Source organism: Mycobacterium sp. Aquia_213, from assembly GCF_026625985.1.
In the GTDB taxonomy this organism is placed as follows: Bacteria; Actinomycetota; Actinomycetes; order Mycobacteriales; family Mycobacteriaceae; genus Mycobacterium.
In genome coordinates this window covers 5,113,250-5,130,698 of the sequence record NZ_CP113116.1, presented here as the reverse complement: position 1 = coordinate 5,130,698, position 17,449 = coordinate 5,113,250, and the positions used below count along the sequence as shown (strand labels likewise).

18 protein-coding genes are annotated in these 17,449 nt (G+C 68.1%); 13 read left to right on the top strand and 5 right to left on the bottom strand.

The window, feature by feature from the left end:
• Nucleotides 1-8: 8 nt before the first annotated feature.
• The 3 genes from LMQ14_RS23860 to LMQ14_RS23850 all read left to right on the top strand — a co-directional run bounded on the left by LMQ14_RS23860 (nucleotide 9) and on the right by LMQ14_RS23850 (nucleotide 2,233).
• Nucleotides 9-431 (top strand): nuclear transport factor 2 family protein, encoded by a 423-nt coding sequence (locus LMQ14_RS23860; RefSeq protein WP_267732095.1) that lies wholly within the window; start codon nucleotides 9-11, stop codon nucleotides 429-431.
• Nucleotides 432-590: 159 nt separating this feature from the next.
• The gene (locus tag LMQ14_RS23855; protein WP_267732094.1) at nucleotides 591-1,214 is read left to right on the top strand and encodes an NADPH-dependent F420 reductase; all 624 of its coding nucleotides are present in this window, start codon (nucleotides 591-593) and stop codon (nucleotides 1,212-1,214) included.
• Between the two features lie 125 nt (nucleotides 1,215-1,339).
• Nucleotides 1,340-2,233 (top strand): TIGR03619 family F420-dependent LLM class oxidoreductase, encoded by an 894-nt coding sequence (locus LMQ14_RS23850; protein ID WP_267732093.1) that lies wholly within the window; start codon nucleotides 1,340-1,342, stop codon nucleotides 2,231-2,233.
• Nucleotides 2,234-2,334: 101 nt separating this feature from the next.
• On the opposite strand, the gene fadD8 is transcribed toward LMQ14_RS23850, so the two are convergent.
• Nucleotides 2,335-3,936 carry a fatty-acid--CoA ligase FadD8 gene (fadD8, locus tag LMQ14_RS23845; protein ID WP_267732092.1) on the bottom strand — a complete coding sequence of 534 codons (1,602 nt, stop codon included), beginning with the start codon at nucleotides 3,934-3,936 and terminating at the stop codon, nucleotides 2,335-2,337.
• 77 nt (nucleotides 3,937-4,013) lie between these two features.
• Here fadD8 and LMQ14_RS23840 point away from each other — a divergent pair, with 77 nt between their 5' ends.
• The 6 genes from LMQ14_RS23840 (at nucleotide 4,014) to LMQ14_RS23815 (ending at nucleotide 10,823) form a co-directional block, all read left to right on the top strand.
• Nucleotides 4,014-5,618 carry an amidohydrolase gene (locus tag LMQ14_RS23840; protein WP_267732091.1) on the top strand — a complete coding sequence of 535 codons (1,605 nt, stop codon included), beginning with the start codon at nucleotides 4,014-4,016 and terminating at the stop codon, nucleotides 5,616-5,618.
• Between the two features lie 50 nt (nucleotides 5,619-5,668).
• The gene (locus tag LMQ14_RS23835) at nucleotides 5,669-6,595 is read left to right on the top strand and encodes an o-succinylbenzoate synthase (protein ID WP_420714714.1); all 927 of its coding nucleotides are present in this window, start codon (nucleotides 5,669-5,671) and stop codon (nucleotides 6,593-6,595) included.
• Entirely contained in the window at nucleotides 6,592-7,380 is a 789-nt protein-coding gene (locus LMQ14_RS23830; RefSeq protein ID WP_267732089.1) for an alpha/beta fold hydrolase, read from the top strand. Before LMQ14_RS23835 ends, LMQ14_RS23830 begins: the two co-directional genes overlap by 4 nt.
• A gap of 34 nt (nucleotides 7,381-7,414) precedes the next feature.
• Complete coding sequence (menD, locus tag LMQ14_RS23825) at nucleotides 7,415-9,064, top strand: 2-succinyl-5-enolpyruvyl-6-hydroxy-3-cyclohexene-1-carboxylic-acid synthase (RefSeq protein ID WP_267732088.1); 1,650 nt, start codon at nucleotides 7,415-7,417, stop codon at nucleotides 9,062-9,064.
• Nucleotides 9,061-9,585 carry a DUF3592 domain-containing protein gene (locus LMQ14_RS23820; RefSeq protein WP_267732087.1) on the top strand — a complete coding sequence of 175 codons (525 nt, stop codon included), beginning with the start codon at nucleotides 9,061-9,063 and terminating at the stop codon, nucleotides 9,583-9,585. The genes menD and LMQ14_RS23820 overlap by 4 nt, the downstream gene beginning before the upstream one ends.
• 77 nt (nucleotides 9,586-9,662) lie before the next feature.
• On the top strand, nucleotides 9,663-10,823 hold the full coding sequence (locus LMQ14_RS23815) for a glycosyltransferase family 4 protein (protein WP_267732086.1): 1,161 nt from the start codon (nucleotides 9,663-9,665) through the stop codon (nucleotides 10,821-10,823).
• A gap of 10 nt (nucleotides 10,824-10,833) precedes the next feature.
• Here the strand turns inward: LMQ14_RS23815 and LMQ14_RS23810 are convergent, their stop codons facing one another.
• Nucleotides 10,834-11,658 carry an SDR family oxidoreductase gene (locus LMQ14_RS23810; RefSeq protein ID WP_267732085.1) on the bottom strand — a complete coding sequence of 275 codons (825 nt, stop codon included), beginning with the start codon at nucleotides 11,656-11,658 and terminating at the stop codon, nucleotides 10,834-10,836.
• Between the two features lie 70 nt (nucleotides 11,659-11,728).
• Between LMQ14_RS23810 and LMQ14_RS23805 the strand changes: the two genes are divergently transcribed.
• The gene (locus tag LMQ14_RS23805; protein WP_267732084.1) at nucleotides 11,729-12,421 is read left to right on the top strand and encodes a demethylmenaquinone methyltransferase; all 693 of its coding nucleotides are present in this window, start codon (nucleotides 11,729-11,731) and stop codon (nucleotides 12,419-12,421) included.
• Here the strand turns inward: LMQ14_RS23805 and LMQ14_RS23800 are convergent, their stop codons facing one another.
• The 3 genes from LMQ14_RS23800 to menJ all read right to left on the bottom strand — a co-directional run bounded on the left by LMQ14_RS23800 (nucleotide 12,422) and on the right by menJ (nucleotide 14,863).
• Nucleotides 12,422-12,832 (bottom strand): DUF732 domain-containing protein, encoded by a 411-nt coding sequence (locus LMQ14_RS23800; RefSeq protein ID WP_267732083.1) that lies wholly within the window; start codon nucleotides 12,830-12,832, stop codon nucleotides 12,422-12,424.
• Nucleotides 12,833-12,876: 44 nt separating this feature from the next.
• Nucleotides 12,877-13,548 (bottom strand): class I SAM-dependent methyltransferase, encoded by a 672-nt coding sequence (locus LMQ14_RS23795; protein WP_267732082.1) that lies wholly within the window; start codon nucleotides 13,546-13,548, stop codon nucleotides 12,877-12,879.
• 85 nt (nucleotides 13,549-13,633) lie between these two features.
• A complete protein-coding gene (gene menJ, locus LMQ14_RS23790; RefSeq protein WP_267732081.1) occupies nucleotides 13,634-14,863 on the bottom strand; it encodes a menaquinone reductase in 1,230 nt (409 codons plus the stop codon).
• A 21-nt stretch (nucleotides 14,864-14,884) separates the two neighbouring features.
• On the opposite strand from menJ, the gene grcC1 reads away from it, so the two are divergent.
• The 3 genes from grcC1 (at nucleotide 14,885) to msrB (ending at nucleotide 17,433) form a co-directional block, all read left to right on the top strand.
• The gene (grcC1, locus tag LMQ14_RS23785; RefSeq protein ID WP_267732080.1) at nucleotides 14,885-15,892 is read left to right on the top strand and encodes a nonaprenyl/(2E,6E)-farnesyl/geranylgeranyl diphosphat synthase; all 1,008 of its coding nucleotides are present in this window, start codon (nucleotides 14,885-14,887) and stop codon (nucleotides 15,890-15,892) included.
• 97 nt (nucleotides 15,893-15,989) lie between these two features.
• Nucleotides 15,990-16,850, top strand: coding sequence for a zinc metalloprotease HtpX (gene htpX / locus LMQ14_RS23780; protein ID WP_267732079.1), 861 nt, complete (start codon nucleotides 15,990-15,992; stop codon nucleotides 16,848-16,850).
• Nucleotides 16,851-16,905: 55 nt separating this feature from the next.
• A complete protein-coding gene (gene msrB / locus LMQ14_RS23775; RefSeq protein WP_267732078.1) occupies nucleotides 16,906-17,433 on the top strand; it encodes a peptide-methionine (R)-S-oxide reductase MsrB in 528 nt (175 codons plus the stop codon).
• Nucleotides 17,434-17,449: the final 16 nt, after the last annotated feature.

The following is a 17,449-nucleotide window of genomic DNA, read 5'->3' as shown; positions in this document are numbered from 1 at the left end:
GAGTAACCATGACCACCTTCGCCCCGCACCGCGACACCGTGGAATCCTTCGTCGACTGCATGCACAGCGGTGCAGACAAAGACGCTCTTTTCGGCATCCTGGCCGAGGACGTAGTGCTGAACAGCCCGCTCGGTGATGAGCCAGTCGTCGGCCGCGAGGCAGTCCTGGAAGCCATGCGAGGGATCGGCGGGGCGGCCGACCTCAAGTACAAGGAAGTCCTCACCGGCGAGACGCACCACGCCGCGTACTTCCGGCTGCAGATCGAAGACACCGTGGTCAACGGGATGGACAGATTCCTGCTCGATGCGGACGGCAAGATCGCCGAGGTGACCATCTGGTGGCGCCCGCTGCCGTCCGCCGTACAGATGCAGAGGCACCTCGCTGGTCTCCTCGGAATGCAGCCCTGGGAACTTCGTACGAACGGGGAGTAGCGACGAACGCCGCCCCGCCAGCCCGGCGCGGCACGAGGGCTCAGCCAGTTCGGTTCCGTCCGCCGCCACGCTTCCTCGATCGATTGAGTCATCAATAAATCGAGATTGGTGGAGGAGTCAGCCTTTTTCCAATCGAAAGCCAAGAAGATAGGACATCTCATGAGCAGCATCAGCATCATCGGCACCGGGAACATGGCCCGCGCCATCGGCGCGCTGGCGGTCGCGGGCGGCAACACCGTCGAGGTCATCGGCCGCGATCAGTCCAAGGCCGCCGACCTGGCCAAGGCTCTCGGCGGCAAGGCCACGACGGGAGAGTTCGGCGCCGTCCCAGCCGGCGACATCGTCGTCGTGGCCCTGTTGTACGCCACTGTCGTGCCGGTTGTCACACAGTATGGAGACGCCCTGGCAGGCAAGGTGATCGTCGACATCAGCAACCCCTTCAATTCCGCGGCCGACGGGCTCGCCATCCCCGATGACACCTCGATCGCGCAGGAAGTCGCCGAGGCCGCCCCGGCCAGCGCCAGCGTGGTGAAGGCATTCAACACCATCTTCCAAGTTGTCCTGGCCAAAGGCCGGCCGCTCGACGTCTTCTTCGCCGGCGACGACGCACACGCCAAGGCACACGTGGCGGAGTTCATCAAGACCCTCGGCCTGCGCCCGCTGGACGTCGGCGGCTTGACGATGGCGCATTGGCTGGAGGGAATGGGGCTGGTCGCGGTGGGTCTCGCCAAGCACGGGGTGGGCAACCTCGATTTCGCCCTGGCTGTCACCGCCTCGGGCTGAACTGCACTGCCGCCGACCCAAGCAGTGAAGCAGCAAAGGTGCCGCGCGCCCACACCGTGGTGGATGGTCACCGAACCGATATCGACGTGAGCAGACGATGCGTCTGCTAGGAGAGGATTCTCGCGATGAAGCTTGGTTTCGTCATTCCCTTCGTCGGACCTGCGGTCAGCAGCGCCGCTGGTCTGAACGCGTTCTGCCGCGGACTGGAGGACCTGGGCTACGACTCGTTGTGGGTCGGGGATCGGTTCGTCACCCCGGTCAACATGCAAGGCACCTATCCCGGCGAGAAGCCCTACCCGCCGCAGATGACCCGTAACCTCGATCCGGTGCTGCTGTGGACCGTCGCCGCGACGGCGACCAGCCGGGTTCGGCTGAACGCCAGCACGCTCAACACGTTCTACTACGAGCCAACGCACCTGGCCCGGCAGCTGACCACACTTGACGTGCTCAGCGACGGTCGCCTCGACGTCGGCGTGGGAGTCGGGTGGATGAAGGACGAACTCGACATCGCCCGCGGCGCGGACTGGCGCCGGCGTGGGCAGATGCTCGATGACCTGCTCGCGTTCCTGCACGAGTGGTGGACAACCACCCCGGTGTCCTGGGACAGCGAATTCTTCTCGCTGCCGCCGGTCCATGCTGACCTGCGCCCGGTCCAGGCGGGCGGTCCGCCCATCTGGATCGGCGGTGCCAGCGAGGCCGCGATGCGCCGGGTCGGTCGCAGCGGCACTGGCTGGCTCGGGGTCGAAGTGCCGCAGGACTCTTTCGACCACTTGTGGTCGATCGCGCGTCGTGCGGCACAGGACGCCGGCCGCGATCCCGACGGGCTGAAGACAGCTATGCGGATCAACCTCGAACCGGGCACGTCCGTTGACTCGGTTGCCGGCAGGCTCGAGCGCCTCGCCGGGTCCGGTGCTGATGAGGCGATCGTGGATGCCTTCGCAATGTTCCCCAGCCTTGACGAGTTGCTTGACTTCGCCGGCGAGGTAATCGCCCGATGGAGTCAGCATGGGAACGTTTGACGGCGCCAGCCTCCGGTTCGCCCTGCTCGGCTAGCAGGTCGCGGGGATCGCCGCCTCGTGCGCGCCGAGTGTGCGGCCAGCCGCGCACTCGAGGAGAATCACTAGCCGACGGCGCGGCCGGCGCCTTCCCAGAATCGCGCCCGCACGGCCTTCTTGTCCGGCTTGCCCAGCCCGGTCAGCGGCAGCGCGTCGACAATCTCCACCCGCTTGGGCGCCTGCACCGAACCCTTGCGCTCCTTGACCGCGGCCTGGATCTCGGCGGTCATCGCCTCGATCGCGGCGTCGTCGGTCGCAGCGTCGGCGCGCAGCACCACCACCGCGGTGACGGCCTCGCCCCACTTGTCGTCCGGGGTCCCGACGACGCACACCTGCGCGACGGCCGCGTGCTCGGCGATGACGTCCTCGACCTCGCGGGGGAAGACGTTGAAGCCGCCGGTGACGATCATGTCCTTGACCCGGTCGACGATGAAGTAGAAGCCGTCCTCGTCCTCGCGCGCCATATCGCCGGTGTGCAGCCAGCCGTCCTTGAACGTCTCGGCCGTCGCCTCCGGCAGGTTCCAGTAGCCACCCGCCAGCAGCGGTCCGCTGACACAGATCTCGCCCGGCTCGCCCTGCGGTACCGGCTGGCCGTCCTCACCCAGCAGCGCTACCCGGGCGAACAGCGTCGGGCGGCCGCATGACGTCAGCCGCTTCTCGTCGTGATCGGCCTTGGGCAGGTAGGTGATCGCCATCGGCGCCTCGGACTGGCCGTAATACTGGGCGAAGATCGGGCCGAACCGCCGGATCGCCTCGGCCAACCGCACCGGGTTCATCGCCGAGGCGCCGTAGTAGACGGTCTCCAGCGAGGACAGATCGCGGGTCTGCGAATCCGGATGATCCATCAGCGCATAGAGCATCGACGGCACCAGCATGGTGGCCGTAATCTTCTGCTCTTCAATCGTTTTCAGCACCTCGGCCGGGTCGAACTTGCTCAGCACGACCATCTCGCCGCCCTTGACCACCGTCGGCGTGAAAAAGGCCGCGCCGGCGTGCGACAGCGGCGTGCACATCAGGAACCGGGGGGTCTCCGGCCACTCCCATTCGGCCAGCTGAATCTGGGTCATGGCGGCGATGTTCCCGGTGGTCCCCAGCACGCCCTTGGGCTTGCCGGTGGTGCCGCCGGTATAGGCCATACCGCCGATGTGGTCCGGCGGCAGTTCGGCAACCACCAGCGGCTTGGGCTCGTACTTGGCTGCCTCCGCCGAGAGGTCAACGGCCACCCCCCTGAGGGCCTCGGGAACCGGGCCGATCGTCAGGATCTGCTTGAGCGAGTCGACCTTTTCCAGCAGCCCCAACGCCCGCTCGACGAACGCCGGGTTGGGGTCGACGATCAGCGCGCTGGCACCGCAGTCGGACAACACGTAGGCGTGGTCATCCAGCGAGCCGAGCGGATGCAGCGCGGTGCGCCGGTAGCCCTGGGTCTGACTGGCGCCGAGGATCATCAGCACCTCGGGACGATTCAGCGCCAGCAGCCCCACCGTGACACCGGTGCCGGCGCCGAGCGCCTCGAACGCCTGGGTGTACTGGCTGATCCGCTCGGCCAGTTGTCCTCCGGTCAGCGTGGTGTCGCCGAGGAACAGCACCGGGCGGTTCTTGTGGCGCTTGAGCGCGCCCACCAGCAGATGGCCGTTATGGGTCGGATGGCGCAACAGATCGTCACTCATAGCGTCAGACTAGAACGTGTTGCAATTCGGGTCAGCAAGACCCTGACACACCGCAACCATCACTAGGCTCTGGGCTCATGGCGCAGGCAGATCTCGTCGTTACCGGAACCATCCTGACCGTCGACGACGCACGGCCCACGGCCGAGGCGCTCGCCATTGCCGATGGCCGCATCATCGCCGTCGGCAGTCGCTCGGAGGTCGCCGAATTCATCGGCGCCGACACCCAAACCGTCGACGTCGGCGACGGTTGCGTGATGCCGGGATTCATCGAGGCACACGGTCATCCGTTGATGGAGGCCGTCGCGCTGTCGGACCGCATCATCGACATCCGCCCGGTCACCATCTCCGGCCCCGACGACGTCGTCGCCGCGATCCGCACAGAGGTCGCGCGGCGGGGATCGACCGGCGCCTACCTGAACGGCTGGGACGCGCTGCTGCAGTCGGGCCTGCCCGACCCGACGCTGGCCTGGCTCGACGACATCGCCCCGGACGGTCCGCTGGTGATCATCCACAACTCGGGGCACAAGGCCTACTTCAACTCGCACGCCGCGCAGCTCAACGGACTGACCCGCGACACCCCGGACCCCAAGGGCGCCAAGTACGGCCGCGACGCCAACGGCGACCTCGACGGCACCGCCGAGGAGATCGCCGCGGTGTTCCCGCTGCTCGGTGGCGCGATCTCGGCCGACAGCTACCCGGGGATGCTGCTCGCCGAGTGTGCCCGGCTCAACCGGGCCGGGCTGACCACCTGTTCGGAGATGGCGTTCGACCCGAACTTCGGGCCGCTGGTCTCCCAGCTGCACAACCAGCTGACGGTCCGGCTGCGCACCTACGAGGTCTCCAACCCGCAGATGTCCACCGCCGCCACGCCCGGCCAGGGCGACGACATCATGCGTCAGGTCGGCATCAAGATCTGGGTGGACGGTTCGCCGTGGATCGGCAACATCGCCCTGTCCTTTCCCTACCTGGACACCGAGGCCACCCGCTCGATCGGCATCCCACCCGGTTCGTGCGGGTGCGCCAACTACACCGCCGAACAGTTGCGCGAGATCGTCGGCGCGTACTTCCCGCTGGGCTGGCAGATGGCCTGCCATGTGCAGGGCGACGCCGGCGTCGACACCATCCTCGACGTCTACGAAGAGGCGTTGCGCAACAATCCGCGCGACGACCATCGGCTGCGGCTCGAGCACGTCGGCGCCATCCGGCCCGAGCAGCTGCAGCGAGCCGCCGACCTCGGCGTGACCTGCAGTATCTTCGTCGACCAGATCCACTACTGGGGTGACGTCATCGTCGACGGGCTGTTCGGCGAGGAGCGCGGATCCCGTTGGATGCCGGCAGGATCCGCGGTGGCCACCGGGATGCGCATCTCGTTGCACAATGACCCGCCGGTCACTCCGGAGGAGCCGCTGCGCAACATCAGCGTGGCCGTGACCCGGATGGCGCCGAGCGGCCGGGTGCTGGCACCCGAAGAGCGCCTGACGGTCGAACAGGCGATCCGCGCCCAGACCATCGACGCGGCCTGGCAGCTGTTCGCCGACGACGTCGTCGGCTCGCTCGAGGTCGGCAAGTACGCGGACCTGGTGGTGCTGTCGGCCGATCCCCGCACGGTCCCGCCCGAGCAGATCGCCGACCTCGACGTGCGCGCGACGTATCTGGCGGGCCGCCAGGTCTACGGCCAGTGAGGCCCGCCTTAAGCGATCTGTTGGAGCACCTGCACGTGGTGGCGCTGCCGATGCGGGTGCGGTTTCGCGGCATCACCACCCGCGAGGTCGCGCTGATCGAGGGCCCGGTCGGGTGGGGCGAATTCGGGGCTTTCGTGGAATACGGGCCAGCGGAGGCCTCGGCGTGGCTGGCGTCGGGCATCGAAGGCGCCTACCGGCCGGCGGTGCCGGTGCACCGCGAGCGCATCCCGATCAACGCGACCGTGCCGGCCGTGCCCGCCGCGCAGGTCAGCGAGGTGTTGGCGCGCTTTCCGGGCGCGGGGACCGCCAAGGTCAAGGTCGCCGAGCCCGGGCAGACGCTGGCCGACGACGTCGCCCGGGTCAACGCGGTGCGCGAACTGGTCTCGACGGTGCGGGTGGATGCCAATGGCGGCTGGACGGTCGAGCAGGCAGTGCGGGCCGCGGCGGCCCTGACCGCCGACGGCCCGCTGGAATACCTCGAGCAGCCCTGCGCCACCGTCGACGAGCTGGCCGAGCTGCGGCGGCACCCCGACATGCCGGACGTGCCGATCGCCGCCGACGAAAGCATCCGCAAGGCCGACGACCCGTTGGCCGTGGTCCGCGCCGGCGCCGCCGACATCGCGGTGCTCAAAGTCGCTCCGCTGGGCGGGGTTTCGGCGCTGCTGGACATCGCCGCGCAGATCGACATCCCGGTGGTGGTCTCCAGCGCGCTCGACTCGGCGGTGGGCATCGCCGCCGGGCTGACCGCCGCGGCGGCATTACCGCGCCTGCGGCACGCCTGCGGCCTGGGCACCGGCAGCCTGTTCCTAGACGACGTCGCGACGCCCGCGGCAGCCGTCGATGGCTACCTGACCGTCGGTCCGGTCACGCCCGACCCGCAGCGACTGCTCGCGCTGGCGGCATCGCCCGAGCGGCGGCAGTGGTGGATCGACCGGGTCAAGGCCTGCTATCCACTCCTTGTACCGTCGTCCGAGTGATCAACCTGGCTTATGACGACCGCGGCAGCGGTGAGCCCGTGGTCTTCATCGCCGGCAGCGGCGGCCCCGGGCGCACCTGGTTACCGCATCAGGTCCCGGCGTTTCAGTCGGCCGGCTATCGCGTGATCACCTTCGACAATCGGGGGATCGGCGCCACCGAAAACGCCGAGGGTTTCACGACGCAAACCATGGTCGCCGACACCGCGGCCCTGATCGAATCCCTCGACGCCGCCCCGGCGCGCATCGTCGGGGTCTCGATGGGCGCCTTTATTGCCCAAGAGCTGATGGTGGCCCGTCCCGACCTGGTGCGCGCCGCGGTGCTGATGGCCACCCGCGGCCGCCTGGACCGCGCCCGTCAGAGCTTTCACGAGGGCGAGCAAGAGCTGTACGCGTCGAGCACCGAACTGCCGCCCGCTTATGAAGCGAAAGTCCGTGTGCTGGAAAACTTTTCGCGAAATACGATCAACGACGACGTGCTCGTCGCCGACTGGATCACCATGTTTCGCGCCTGGCCGGTCAAGCGCACCCCCGGGCTGCGCACTCAGCTGAGCGTGTCCCCGCAGACCAACCGGCTCGCGGCGTACCGCGCGATCAACACCCCGGTGCTGGTGATGGGGTTCGCCGACGACGTGATCACGCCACCGCACCTGGGGCGCGAGGTCGCCGACGCCTTGCCCAACGGTCGCTATGTCCAGATTCCCGACGCGGGTCACCTCGGGTTCCTGGAGCGGCCCGAGGCGGTCAACAGCGTGGCGCTGAAGTTCTTCGCCGACGTCAAGGCTTGAGGCCGCCGCAGCGGCCCTGTGACACCCTGTAAGAGTGAACCCCTCGACGACACAGGCACGCGTCGTCGTTGACGAGCTGATCCGCGGGGGCGTCCGCGACGTGGTGTTATGCCCCGGCTCGCGCAACGCCCCGCTGGCGTTCGCGTTGCAGGACGCCGATCGCTCCGGCCGGATCCGGTTGCACGTGCGCATCGACGAGCGCACCGCCGGCTATCTGGCCATCGGCCTGGCGATCGCGGCCGGCGCGCCGGTGTGCATCGCGATGACCTCGGGCACCGCCGTCGCCAACCTCGGCCCGGCGGTCGTCGAGGCGAACTACGCGCGGGTGCCGCTGATCGTGTTGTCGGCCAATCGGCCCTACGAATTGCTGGGCACCGGGGCCAACCAGACCATGGAGCAGCTGGGCTACTTCGGTACCCAGGCTCGCGCCACGATCAGCCTCGGTCTGGCCGAGGACGCGCCGGAGCGGCTGGCTTCGCTCAACGCGACCTGGCGATCGGTTACCTGCCGGGTATTGGCGGCTGCCACGGGTTCTCGCACCGCCAACGCCGGTCCCGTGCAGTTCGACATCCCGCTGCGCGAGCCCCTGGTGCCGGATCCGGAACCGCATGGCGCCGTGACGCCGCCGGGCCGGCCCGACGGTAAGCCGTGGACCTACACGCCGCCGGTCAGTTTCGACCAGCCGCTGGAAATCGACCTGTCGCCCGACACCGTCGTCATCGCCGGGCACGGCGCGGGCGCGCAGCCCACCCTCGCGCGGCTGCCGACGGTGGCCGAACCGACCGCGCCGCCGGCGGCCAACCCGCTGCACCCGCTGGCCCTGTCGCTGCTGCGCCCGAAGCAGGTGATCATGCTCGGCCGCCCGACCCTGCATCGCCCGGTCTCGGCGCTGCTCGCCGACCCTCTGGTGCCGGTGTATGCGCTGACCACCGGGCCGCGCTGGCCGGACGTCTCGGGAAACTCGCAGGCCACCGGAACCCGGGCGGTCGCCACCGGGACGCCCAACCCGGCCTGGCTGGACCGCTGCGCGGAGATGAACCGGCACGCGGTCGCGGCGGTCCGCGGCCAGCTCGCGGCGCACCCGTTGACCACCGGCCTGCATGTCGCCGCGGCCGTGGCGGATGCCTTGCGGCCGGGCGATCAGCTCGTACTCGGGGCGTCCAACCCGGTCCGCGACGCCGCGCTGGTGGGGCTCAACACCACCGGGATCCGGGTCCGGTCCAATCGCGGGGTCGCCGGCATCGACGGCACGGTGTCGACCGCGATCGGTGCGGCACTGGCTCACGAACGCAGCGGAACGCCCGACGACCCGGCCCGCACCGTCGCCCTGATCGGCGACCTGACCTTCGTCCACGACAGCTCCGGGCTGCTGATCGGTCCGACCGAACCGACGCCGCGGCATCTGACCATCGTGGTGTCCAACGACAACGGCGGCGGCATCTTCGAATTGCTGGAGCAAGGCGACCCGAGGTTCTCCGACGTGTCCTCGCGGATCTTCGGCACCCCACACGATGTGGACGTCGGTGCGCTGTGCCGCGCCTACCACGTCGACAGCCGCCAGATCGAGGTCGACGAACTGGGCGCGGCGCTCAACGAAGCCGGCGCAGGCATGCGGGTGCTGGAGGTCAAGGCGGACCGGTCCTCGCTGCGAGGACTCCATGCCGCCATCAAGGCCGCCTTGTGAAGTCGCCAAAAACATTGCTGCGCATTTTGATCCACGGCCGCAGCGATGAGCCGCCGACCACGCCGGCGCGTATTGCGTTGCGGCTGATGCGGATCGCGGTGCTGATCGTCGCCGGTCTGGTCACGCTGCAGTCGGTGTTGCTGGTGGCCGGCGCTTGGCGCGACGACCTCGCGATTGGACACAACATGGGGGTGGCGCAGGCCGAGGTGCTCAGCGCCGGGCCGCGCCGGTCCACGATCGAATTCGTCACACCCGAGCGAGTCACCTACCGGCCCGAGCTCGGCGTGCTATATCCGTCCGAATTGGCCACGGGTATGCGGATATACGTCGAATACAACAAAAATGACCCGAACCTGGTGCGGGTGCAGCACCGCAACGCCGGGCTGGCGATAATCCCGGCGGGGTCCATCGCGGTCGTCAGTTGGCTCGTCGCACTGGTTGTGCTGGTAGGCCTGGCGCTGATAGACAAGCGACTGGATCGTCACGACACGGCCAAAAGCGTGAGTAGCAAAGACATATAGCGCGTTTAACAGCAGATTTCGCGCCCCGTATGCCCGTCGGCAACCTTAGCGACAGGCAGTGCTGACACTATGGCCTTGTGCGCGTTGCGATCGTCGCAGAATCTTTTCTGCCACATGTCAACGGTGTCAGTAATTCAGTAATTCGAGTGCTGGAGCACCTGCGTCGAACCGGCCATGAGGCTTTGGTCATCGCCCCCGATACCCCGCCCGGTGAACCTCCCGCCGAACGTATTCACGACGGCATCCGGGTGCACCGGGTGCCGTCGCGCATGTTCCCGAAGGTCACCACGTTGCCACTCGGGGTGCCCAGGCCGCGACTGCTCAAGGTGCTGCGCGGATTCCAGCCCGATGTTATGCATCTCGCATCGCCCGCGCTGCTGGGCTACGGCGGGGTGCTGGCCGCGCGCCACCTCGGGGTGCCGACGGTCGCCGTCTACCAAACCGACGTACCGGGGTTCGCGGAGAGCTACGGCATCGGGATCACGACGCGGGCGGCGTGGGCGTGGTTCCGCCATCTGCACCGCCTCGCCGACCGTACCCTGGCGCCTTCCACGGCGACGATGGAATCGCTTGTCGCCCATCGAATTCCGCGGGTCCATCACTGGGCGCGCGGGGTCGACATCATGGGCTACGCGCCGTCGGCGCGCGACGAGGCGCTGCGGCGGCACTGGTCGCCCGAAGGTAAACCGATCGTCGGCTTCGTGGGCCGGCTCGCGCCGGAGAAGCATGTGGAACGCCTCGCCGGACTCGCGGCGGCCGGTGACGTGCAGGTCGTCATCGTCGGAGACGGCGTCGACCAACAAAAACTCCAATCGGCAATGCCCACAGCACTTTTCACCGGTGCCATGTACGGGTCGGAGCTCGCCGCGGCGTACGCCAGCATGGATGTCTTCGTCCACACCGGCGAACACGAGACGTTCTGCCAGGTCGTGCAGGAGGCGCTGGCATCGGGCTTGCCGGTGATCGCGCCCGACGCCGGCGGACCGCGTGACCTCGTCACCCCGTGGCGCACCGGATTGCTGCTGGGGGTAAACGAATTCGAGCAGCGGCTACCCGAGGCGGTGGGGCATCTGCTGCAAGAGCGGCCGCGCTATTCGCAAGCCGCGCGCAAGAGCGTGCTCGCCCGCACCTGGCCCGCCATTTGCGAGGAGCTGCTCGGCCACTACGCGGCCGTGCAATCCCCGATCGCCAAAGCCCGGGCCCGCATCTCGCAACGCAAACTCGCGCAAGGCGAGTGACCTTTCGCCGCTAGCCCTGCGCCAGCTCGGCCACCGGCTGCCACTGCTCCCAGGTACGTAACCGGTTTTCGTAGTCGGCCTTTGCGGTCTGCAGCGGCGAAGCCCCGAAGAACACTCGCAGCGGCGGTTGCTCGGCGTCCACCACTTTCAGCAGCGCCGCCGCCGATGCCTCCGGATTGCCGGCAGCAGCCCAACGACGGGTGCGTTCGGCCTGAACGGCGGCACGCAACTCGTCGTAGGCCGGCAGCGGCTCGGCGGTCTTCGCCGACGGGCCGGACCAGTCGGTGGCGAAGCTGGCCGGTTCGATCAGCGTGACGTGCACGCCGAAGGGCGCGACCTCCTGTGCCAGGGCCTGGGAGAAGCCCTCCAGCGCCCACTTGGACGCGTGGTACATGCCGACGAGGGGGAATGCGGTGATGCCACCGATCGACGACACCTGGATGATGTGGCCGCCGCGCTGCTCGCGTAGGTACGGCAACGCGGCCTGGGTGACCCACAGGGCGCCAAACACATTGGTCTCGATCTGATCGCGTGCCTCCCGCTCGGACAGTTCCTCGACGAACCCGAACTGGCCGTAGCCGGCGTTGTTCACCACGATGTCCAGTCGTCCGAAGTGGTCGTGCGCCTGCTTGACCGCGGCGAAATCGGCGTCGCGATCGGTGACGTCGAGCCTGATGGGCAACAGCGCGTCGCCATATTTGGCGACCAAGTCGTCCAGCGATGCGGTGTTGCGTGCGGTGGCGGCGACCTCGTCGCCCCGCTCCAGCGCGGCGATCGCCCACTCGCGCCCGAATCCACGTGATGTACCGGTGATAAACCAAACTTTTTCGCCCACGCCGTTGTGTAACGCGTTCGCCGGCGCACCATTCCCGAGCGGCCGGATTGGGCGGGGTAGCGTCTTCGTCGTGAGTCGTGCGGCCTTGGACAAGGATCCCCGGGAGGTCGCGTCGATGTTCGACGGCGTCGCCCGTCGTTATGACCTGACCAACACCGTGCTGTCGCTGGGGCAGGACCGGTATTGGCGACGGGCCACCCGTTCGGCACTGCGGATCGGACCCGGCCACAAGGTGCTCGACCTGGCCGCGGGTACCGCGGTGTCCACGGTGGAGTTGGAGAAATCCGGCGCCTGGTGTGTGGCGGCCGATTTCTCGGTTGGGATGCTCGCGGCCGGCGCAGAGCGCAAGGTGCCGAAGGTCGCCGGCGATGCCACCAAACTGCCGTTCGCCGACGGCGTATTCGATGCCGTCACAATCAGTTTCGGGTTGCGCAACGTCGCCGACCCGCGGGCGGGGCTGCGCGAGATGGCCCGGGTCACCCGGCCCGGCGGACGCCTGGTGGTGTGCGAATTCTCCACGCCCACCAACGCGCTGTTCGCCACCGTCTACAAGGAGTATCTGATGCGGACGCTGCCGAGGGTGGCGCAGACGGTGTCGAGCAACCCCGATGCGTACGTGTATCTCGCGGAGTCGATCAGGGCGTGGCCCGATCAGGCCGCACTGGCAGAGCAGATGACGCAAGCGGGATGGTCGGGCGTGCGCTGGCGCAACCTGACCGGCGGAATCGTGGCGCTACACGCGGGGCATAAGCCCCTGCGCTGATTAGTTCGGGTGATTCCCGGCTGCCTGCACCACGCCCACCTGGTCCGGGCAGTAGTGATCGACGGCCGCACCGAGGAACTGGAACGCCTGTCCCTGACTGGTGCCCCGCGGCAGGTTGTGCTGGATGAAGTTCGCCGACTGGTACGCGTCGTGGTCCACGCCCCGGCCCAGCCGGTCGCAGGTGATCTTGCCCAGCCACGCGAGCTGGTCCTGCGGCTGGTAGATGCCGAAGCCGTTCACGGTTTGCTTGAACGGGGCGTCGTAGTCGCTGGGCGGCGACGGAGTCCTCAGCGGTGTCGGCGCCGGTGGCGGCAGCGGCGGCGTCGTCGGGTCGGCGAGTGCCGGCGCGCCCAGCGTGATGGTGGCGGCGGCCGCCACGGCGACGCCTGCAAGCAGCTTGGTACCCCTCATTAGCCGGACTATACACCGGGATAACGACTCGGTCTCAACGATGATCAGTCCCGATGGGCGATCAGCAGCCAGGCGCTGACCGACTTCAGGCCGTTGGATTCGGTGCGGACGTCGACGAACGGCATCTCGGGAGACTCGTCCGGCAGGTTGGCGTAGATGCGGGCCGGCCGGATCTCGTCGACGACCCAGTACTTCGACACGGCGTCGCGCAGCTCGTCGGCGGTCACCGCGTTGATCGGCCCACCCGGTGCGCCCGCCTTGTCGAAAACCAGGGCGAAGTAGGAGGCGCCAGGAGCGGCGGCGCGGCTGATCGACTGCTGGTAGCCCTCGCGCAGCTCGACCGGAATGGAGTGGAACAGGGTGCTGTCGACGATGGTGCCGAACCGGCCGTCATGCCCGGTGAACGAGCTGATATCGGCGACCTCGAAGGTGGCCCTGTTCAGGCCCCACTTCTCGGCCTCGCGGCGGGCGAGCTCGATCGCGGTGGGCGAGAGATCAAGCCCCAGGGTGTTGTGGCCGAGTTCGGCCAGCGTCATCGAGATGGCTGCTTCGCCGCAGCCCACGTCGAGCACGTCGCCGTGGAACTTGCCCTGGTCGATCAGCGCGGACAGCTCCGGTTGCGGGGTACCGATGCTCCAAGGTGGGCGCACGCCCTCGCCAAGGCTGGATTCACCGCGATAGGCCGATTCGAACTCGAAATCAGTTGGTTGAGTCATGCCTCCAGATATATCAAGCACACTGATACATGTCAACGAAGTTGATATTGTGCACGTGTTGGATCGCCGGGTGCGAAAAGTTGGTTCAGCTGAACGGCGTTCGACGATCGAGGAGCCGCGAAAACCGGCCACCGCCGCGCCACGCCCGGGCCACCCAGTCGGCGTCGTCGTCGGTGACCAGGTTGGCCATCACCCGCACGGCGATGGTCATCAGCGTGGTCGAGCGCATCGCCATGGGGCCCGTCGCAGGCAGGAACCGCTGGAAGGTCAGCAGCAGCGCCAGCCGGCGCGCGACGGAGAATCCGCGGCCGTAGTGATCGGACAACAGCGACGGCCACACTTTCGACAAGTCGCCCGAGTCCAGCAGCTCGGCGGCCAGCCGCCCGGTCTCCAGTCCGTAGTCGATGCCTTCGCCGTTCAGCGGGTTCACGCAGGCCGCGGCGTCGCCGATCAGCATCCAGTTCGGCCCCGCCACCCCGGAGACCGCGCCGCCCATCGGCAGCAGTGCCGACGAGATGGCCCGCGGCTCACCGGTAAAGCCCCACTCGTCGCGGCGCAGGTCGGTGTAGTAGGAGATCAGCGGTCGCAGCGACAAGTCGGCCGGCCGCTTCGATGTCGACAGCGCTCCGACGCCGATGTTCACCTCGCCGTTGCCCAACGGGAAGATCCAGCCATACCCCGGCAGCACGGCGCCGTCGGGGGAGCGGAGCTCGAGATGCGATGTCAGCCAGGGGTCCTCGCTGCGCGGGGTGGTCAGATACCCGCGCGCCGCGACGCCGTACACCGTCTCTTGATGCCAGCGCCGGCCGAGCTTGCGGCCCAGCGGGGAGCGGGCGCCGTCGGCGACGATCAGCTGGCCGCAGCGCACCTCGGTGCCGTCGGCCAATAGCAGCGAAGTCACTCTTCGTGACGAGTCATGGTGCACACCAACGGCTTTAGTGCCGAGCAGCATGCGCGCCCCGGACTCCTCGGCGACTTTGCGGATCCGGTCGTCCAGCTCGAGGCGGGCCACCGCGCTGCCCGTCGACGGGAACGACGGGCCGGGCCAATCCACTTCGACCTCGCCGCCGAACCCGCTCATGCGTAAACCCCGATGCCGGATGCGGGTATCCAGCCAGTCGCCCAGCCCCAGCCGCTCGCACTCGGCGACCGCGCGCGGAGTCAGCCCGTCGCCGCACGGCTTGTCGCGGGGGAAGGCGGCGGAGTCGACGACGAGCACGTCGCGGCCCGCGCGTGCGGCCCACGCGGCGGCCGCCGAACCGGCAGGTCCGGCACCCACGACCACCACTTCGGCTCCGGAGGCCTTCGCGTCCACGCCCACCAGTATGTTGGTCGCGTGAGTACTCCGGCGACGGTGGTAGCGGGCATTGACTTTGGCGACGCCGCGTTCGCCACGACGGTGCGCGACGGCGTCGCAAAGATCGAGCAGCTCATGGACGTCGAGTTGCGCAGCGCCGACGAGATCATGACCGATTCGTTGACACATCTATTCAAGGCCGGCGGCAAGCGGTTCCGGCCGTTGTTCACCGTGCTGTCGGCGCAGGTCGGGCCGAGCCCGGATGCGCCTGAGGTGACGATTGCCGGCGCGGTCATCGAGCTGGTCCACCTGGCCACGCTGTACCACGACGACGTGATGGACGAGGCCGAGGTCCGCCGCGGCGCGCAGACCGCCAATGTGCGCTGGAGCAACAGCGTCGCGATCCTGGCCGGCGACTACCTCTTTGCGACGGCGTCGCGGCTGGTGTCGCGGCTCGGGCCGGAGGCGGTGCGGCTGATCGCCGAAACGTTCGCTCAGCTGGTGACCGGGCAGATGCGCGAAACCCGCGGGGTTGCCGATGGGGCGGATTCGATCGAGCACTACCTGAAGGTGGTGTACGAGAAGACGGCCTGCCTGATCGCGGCGGCCGGCCAGTTCGGCGCGATGTTCTCCGGGGCCGACGACGATCAGGTCGCACGACTGACTCGGCTCGGCGGCATCGTCGGCACCGCGTTTCAGATCTCGGACGACATCATCGACATCGACAGCGACTCGCACGAGTCGGGCAAGCTGCCCGGAACCGACATCCGCGAAGGCGTGCGCACCCTGCCGATGGTCTTCGCGCTGCAACAACCCGGGCCCGACGGCGATCGCCTGCGCGAGCTGCTGGCCGGTCCGGTCGAAGACGACGACGCGGTGGCCGAGGCGCTGAGGCTGTTGCGGGCGTCGGCGGGCATGGCCCAGGCCAAGGAATTTCTGGCGCAGTACGCCGCCAAAGCCCACCATGAGCTGGGGCTTTTGCCGGACGTTGCCGGCCGTCGCGCGTTGCAGACGTTGGTCGACTACACGATCAGCAGGCACGGCTAGCGAGTCATGGAACCCGGAAGGTCATCCGGGGCGTTCAATTGACACAGCAGTCAAGCAATGAACGAGTTCTCCCACGTCTTCTCAAAGGAGGACACCGATGACCTGGCATCCGCACGCCAACAGGCTGAAGACCTTCCTGCTGTTGGCCGGTATGTCCGCGATGATCGTGTTCGTGGGCTCGCTGTTCGGCAGGACGGCGATGTTCCTGGCGTTGATGTTCGCCATCGGCATGAACGTCTACACGTACTACAACAGCGACAAGCTGGCTTTGCGCGCGATGCACGCCCAGCCGGTTTCCGAACTCCAGGCGCCGGTGATCTATCAGATCGTGCGCGAGCTGGCCACCGCCGCGCACCAGCCGATGCCCCGGCTGTACATCAGCGACACCAACGCTCCCAATGCGTTCGCCACCGGGCGTAACCCGCGCAACGCCGCGGTCTGTTGCACCACCGGCATCGTGGACCTCCTCAACGAGCGCGAGCTGCGCGCCGTGCTGGGCCACGAGCTCTCACACGTCTACAACCGCGACATCCTGATCTCCTGTGTGGCCGGCGCGCTCGCGGGCGTGATCACCGCCCTGGCCAACATGGCGCTGTGGGCCGGCATGTTCGGCGGCAACCGCGATGGCGAGAATCCCTTTGCGCTGCTGCTGGTTTCGCTGCTGGGCCCGATCGCGGCCACGGTGGTCAAGCTGGCGGTGTCACGATCGCGGGAGTATCAGGCCGATGAGTCGGGCGCGGTGTTGACCGGCGACCCGCTGGCGTTGGCGTCGGCCCTGCGCAAGATTTCCGGCGGTGTGCAGGCGGCCCCGCTGCCGCCCGAGCCGCAGCTGGCCAGCCAGGCGCACCTGATGATCGCCAACCCGTTCCGCGCCGGTGAGCGGATCGGCTCGATGTTCTCGACGCACCCGCCGATCGAGGACCGCATCCGCCGGCTGGAAGCGATGGCACGCGGCTGACGCAGCCGCGATCAGGGCCGATCGACCTGCCGCGTAATCGGCCTATGCTTGCAAGATGACCGCCCCGACACCACCGCGGTCGGCTCTGGGCCGCCGCCGCATGCTGCTTGGCACCGCGGTTTTCGGCGTGCTCGCCGGGTGTAGTTCACTGGGTGCCGCGCTGGCGGCCGGTGCGCCGAGCCCTCCGACCGATGCATTCGAGGTCACCCATACCGACGCGGAGTGGCGCCAACTTCTGACCCCACAGCAGTACGCGGTGCTTCGTACGGCGTCCACCGAGATGCCCTACAGCAGCCCGCTCAACGATGAACATCGCACCGGGATTTTCGGATGTGCGGGCTGTGGACAGGACTTGTTCTCGTCTTCCACCAAGTTCGACAGCGGCACGGGCTGGCCGAGTTTTTGGAAAGCCCTGAGCAACGCCGTAATCGAGCGGCGGGACAGCGCCGGGGGCATGACACGCACCGAGGTGCTCTGCAGCCGTTGCGGCGGGCACCTCGGCCACGTCTTCGACGATGGCCCCCAACCGACCGGACTGCGCTACTGCATGAACGGCGTGGCGCTGCGCTTCCGACCTACCTAGCTCAGCGGCCGCGAAT

Coding starts and splice junctions, on each gene's coding strand:
- LMQ14_RS23860 (WP_267732095.1), top strand. CDS start 9: ATGACCACCTTCGCCCCGCACCGCGACACCGTGGAATCCTTCGTCGAC.
- LMQ14_RS23850 (WP_267732093.1), top strand. CDS start 1,340: ATGAAGCTTGGTTTCGTCATTCCCTTCGTCGGACCTGCGGTCAGCAGC.
- LMQ14_RS23855 (WP_267732094.1), top strand. CDS start 591: ATGAGCAGCATCAGCATCATCGGCACCGGGAACATGGCCCGCGCCATC.
- msrB (WP_267732078.1), top strand. CDS start 16,906: ATGACCGCCCCGACACCACCGCGGTCGGCTCTGGGCCGCCGCCGCATG.
- LMQ14_RS23835 (WP_420714714.1), top strand. CDS start 5,669: ATGCGGGTGCGGTTTCGCGGCATCACCACCCGCGAGGTCGCGCTGATC.
- LMQ14_RS23800 (WP_267732083.1), bottom strand. CDS start 12,832: ATGAGGGGTACCAAGCTGCTTGCAGGCGTCGCCGTGGCGGCCGCCGCC.
- htpX (WP_267732079.1), top strand. CDS start 15,990: ATGACCTGGCATCCGCACGCCAACAGGCTGAAGACCTTCCTGCTGTTG.
- fadD8 (WP_267732092.1), bottom strand. CDS start 3,936: ATGAGTGACGATCTGTTGCGCCATCCGACCCATAACGGCCATCTGCTG.
- LMQ14_RS23840 (WP_267732091.1), top strand. CDS start 4,014: ATGGCGCAGGCAGATCTCGTCGTTACCGGAACCATCCTGACCGTCGAC.
- LMQ14_RS23795 (WP_267732082.1), bottom strand. CDS start 13,548: ATGACTCAACCAACTGATTTCGAGTTCGAATCGGCCTATCGCGGTGAA.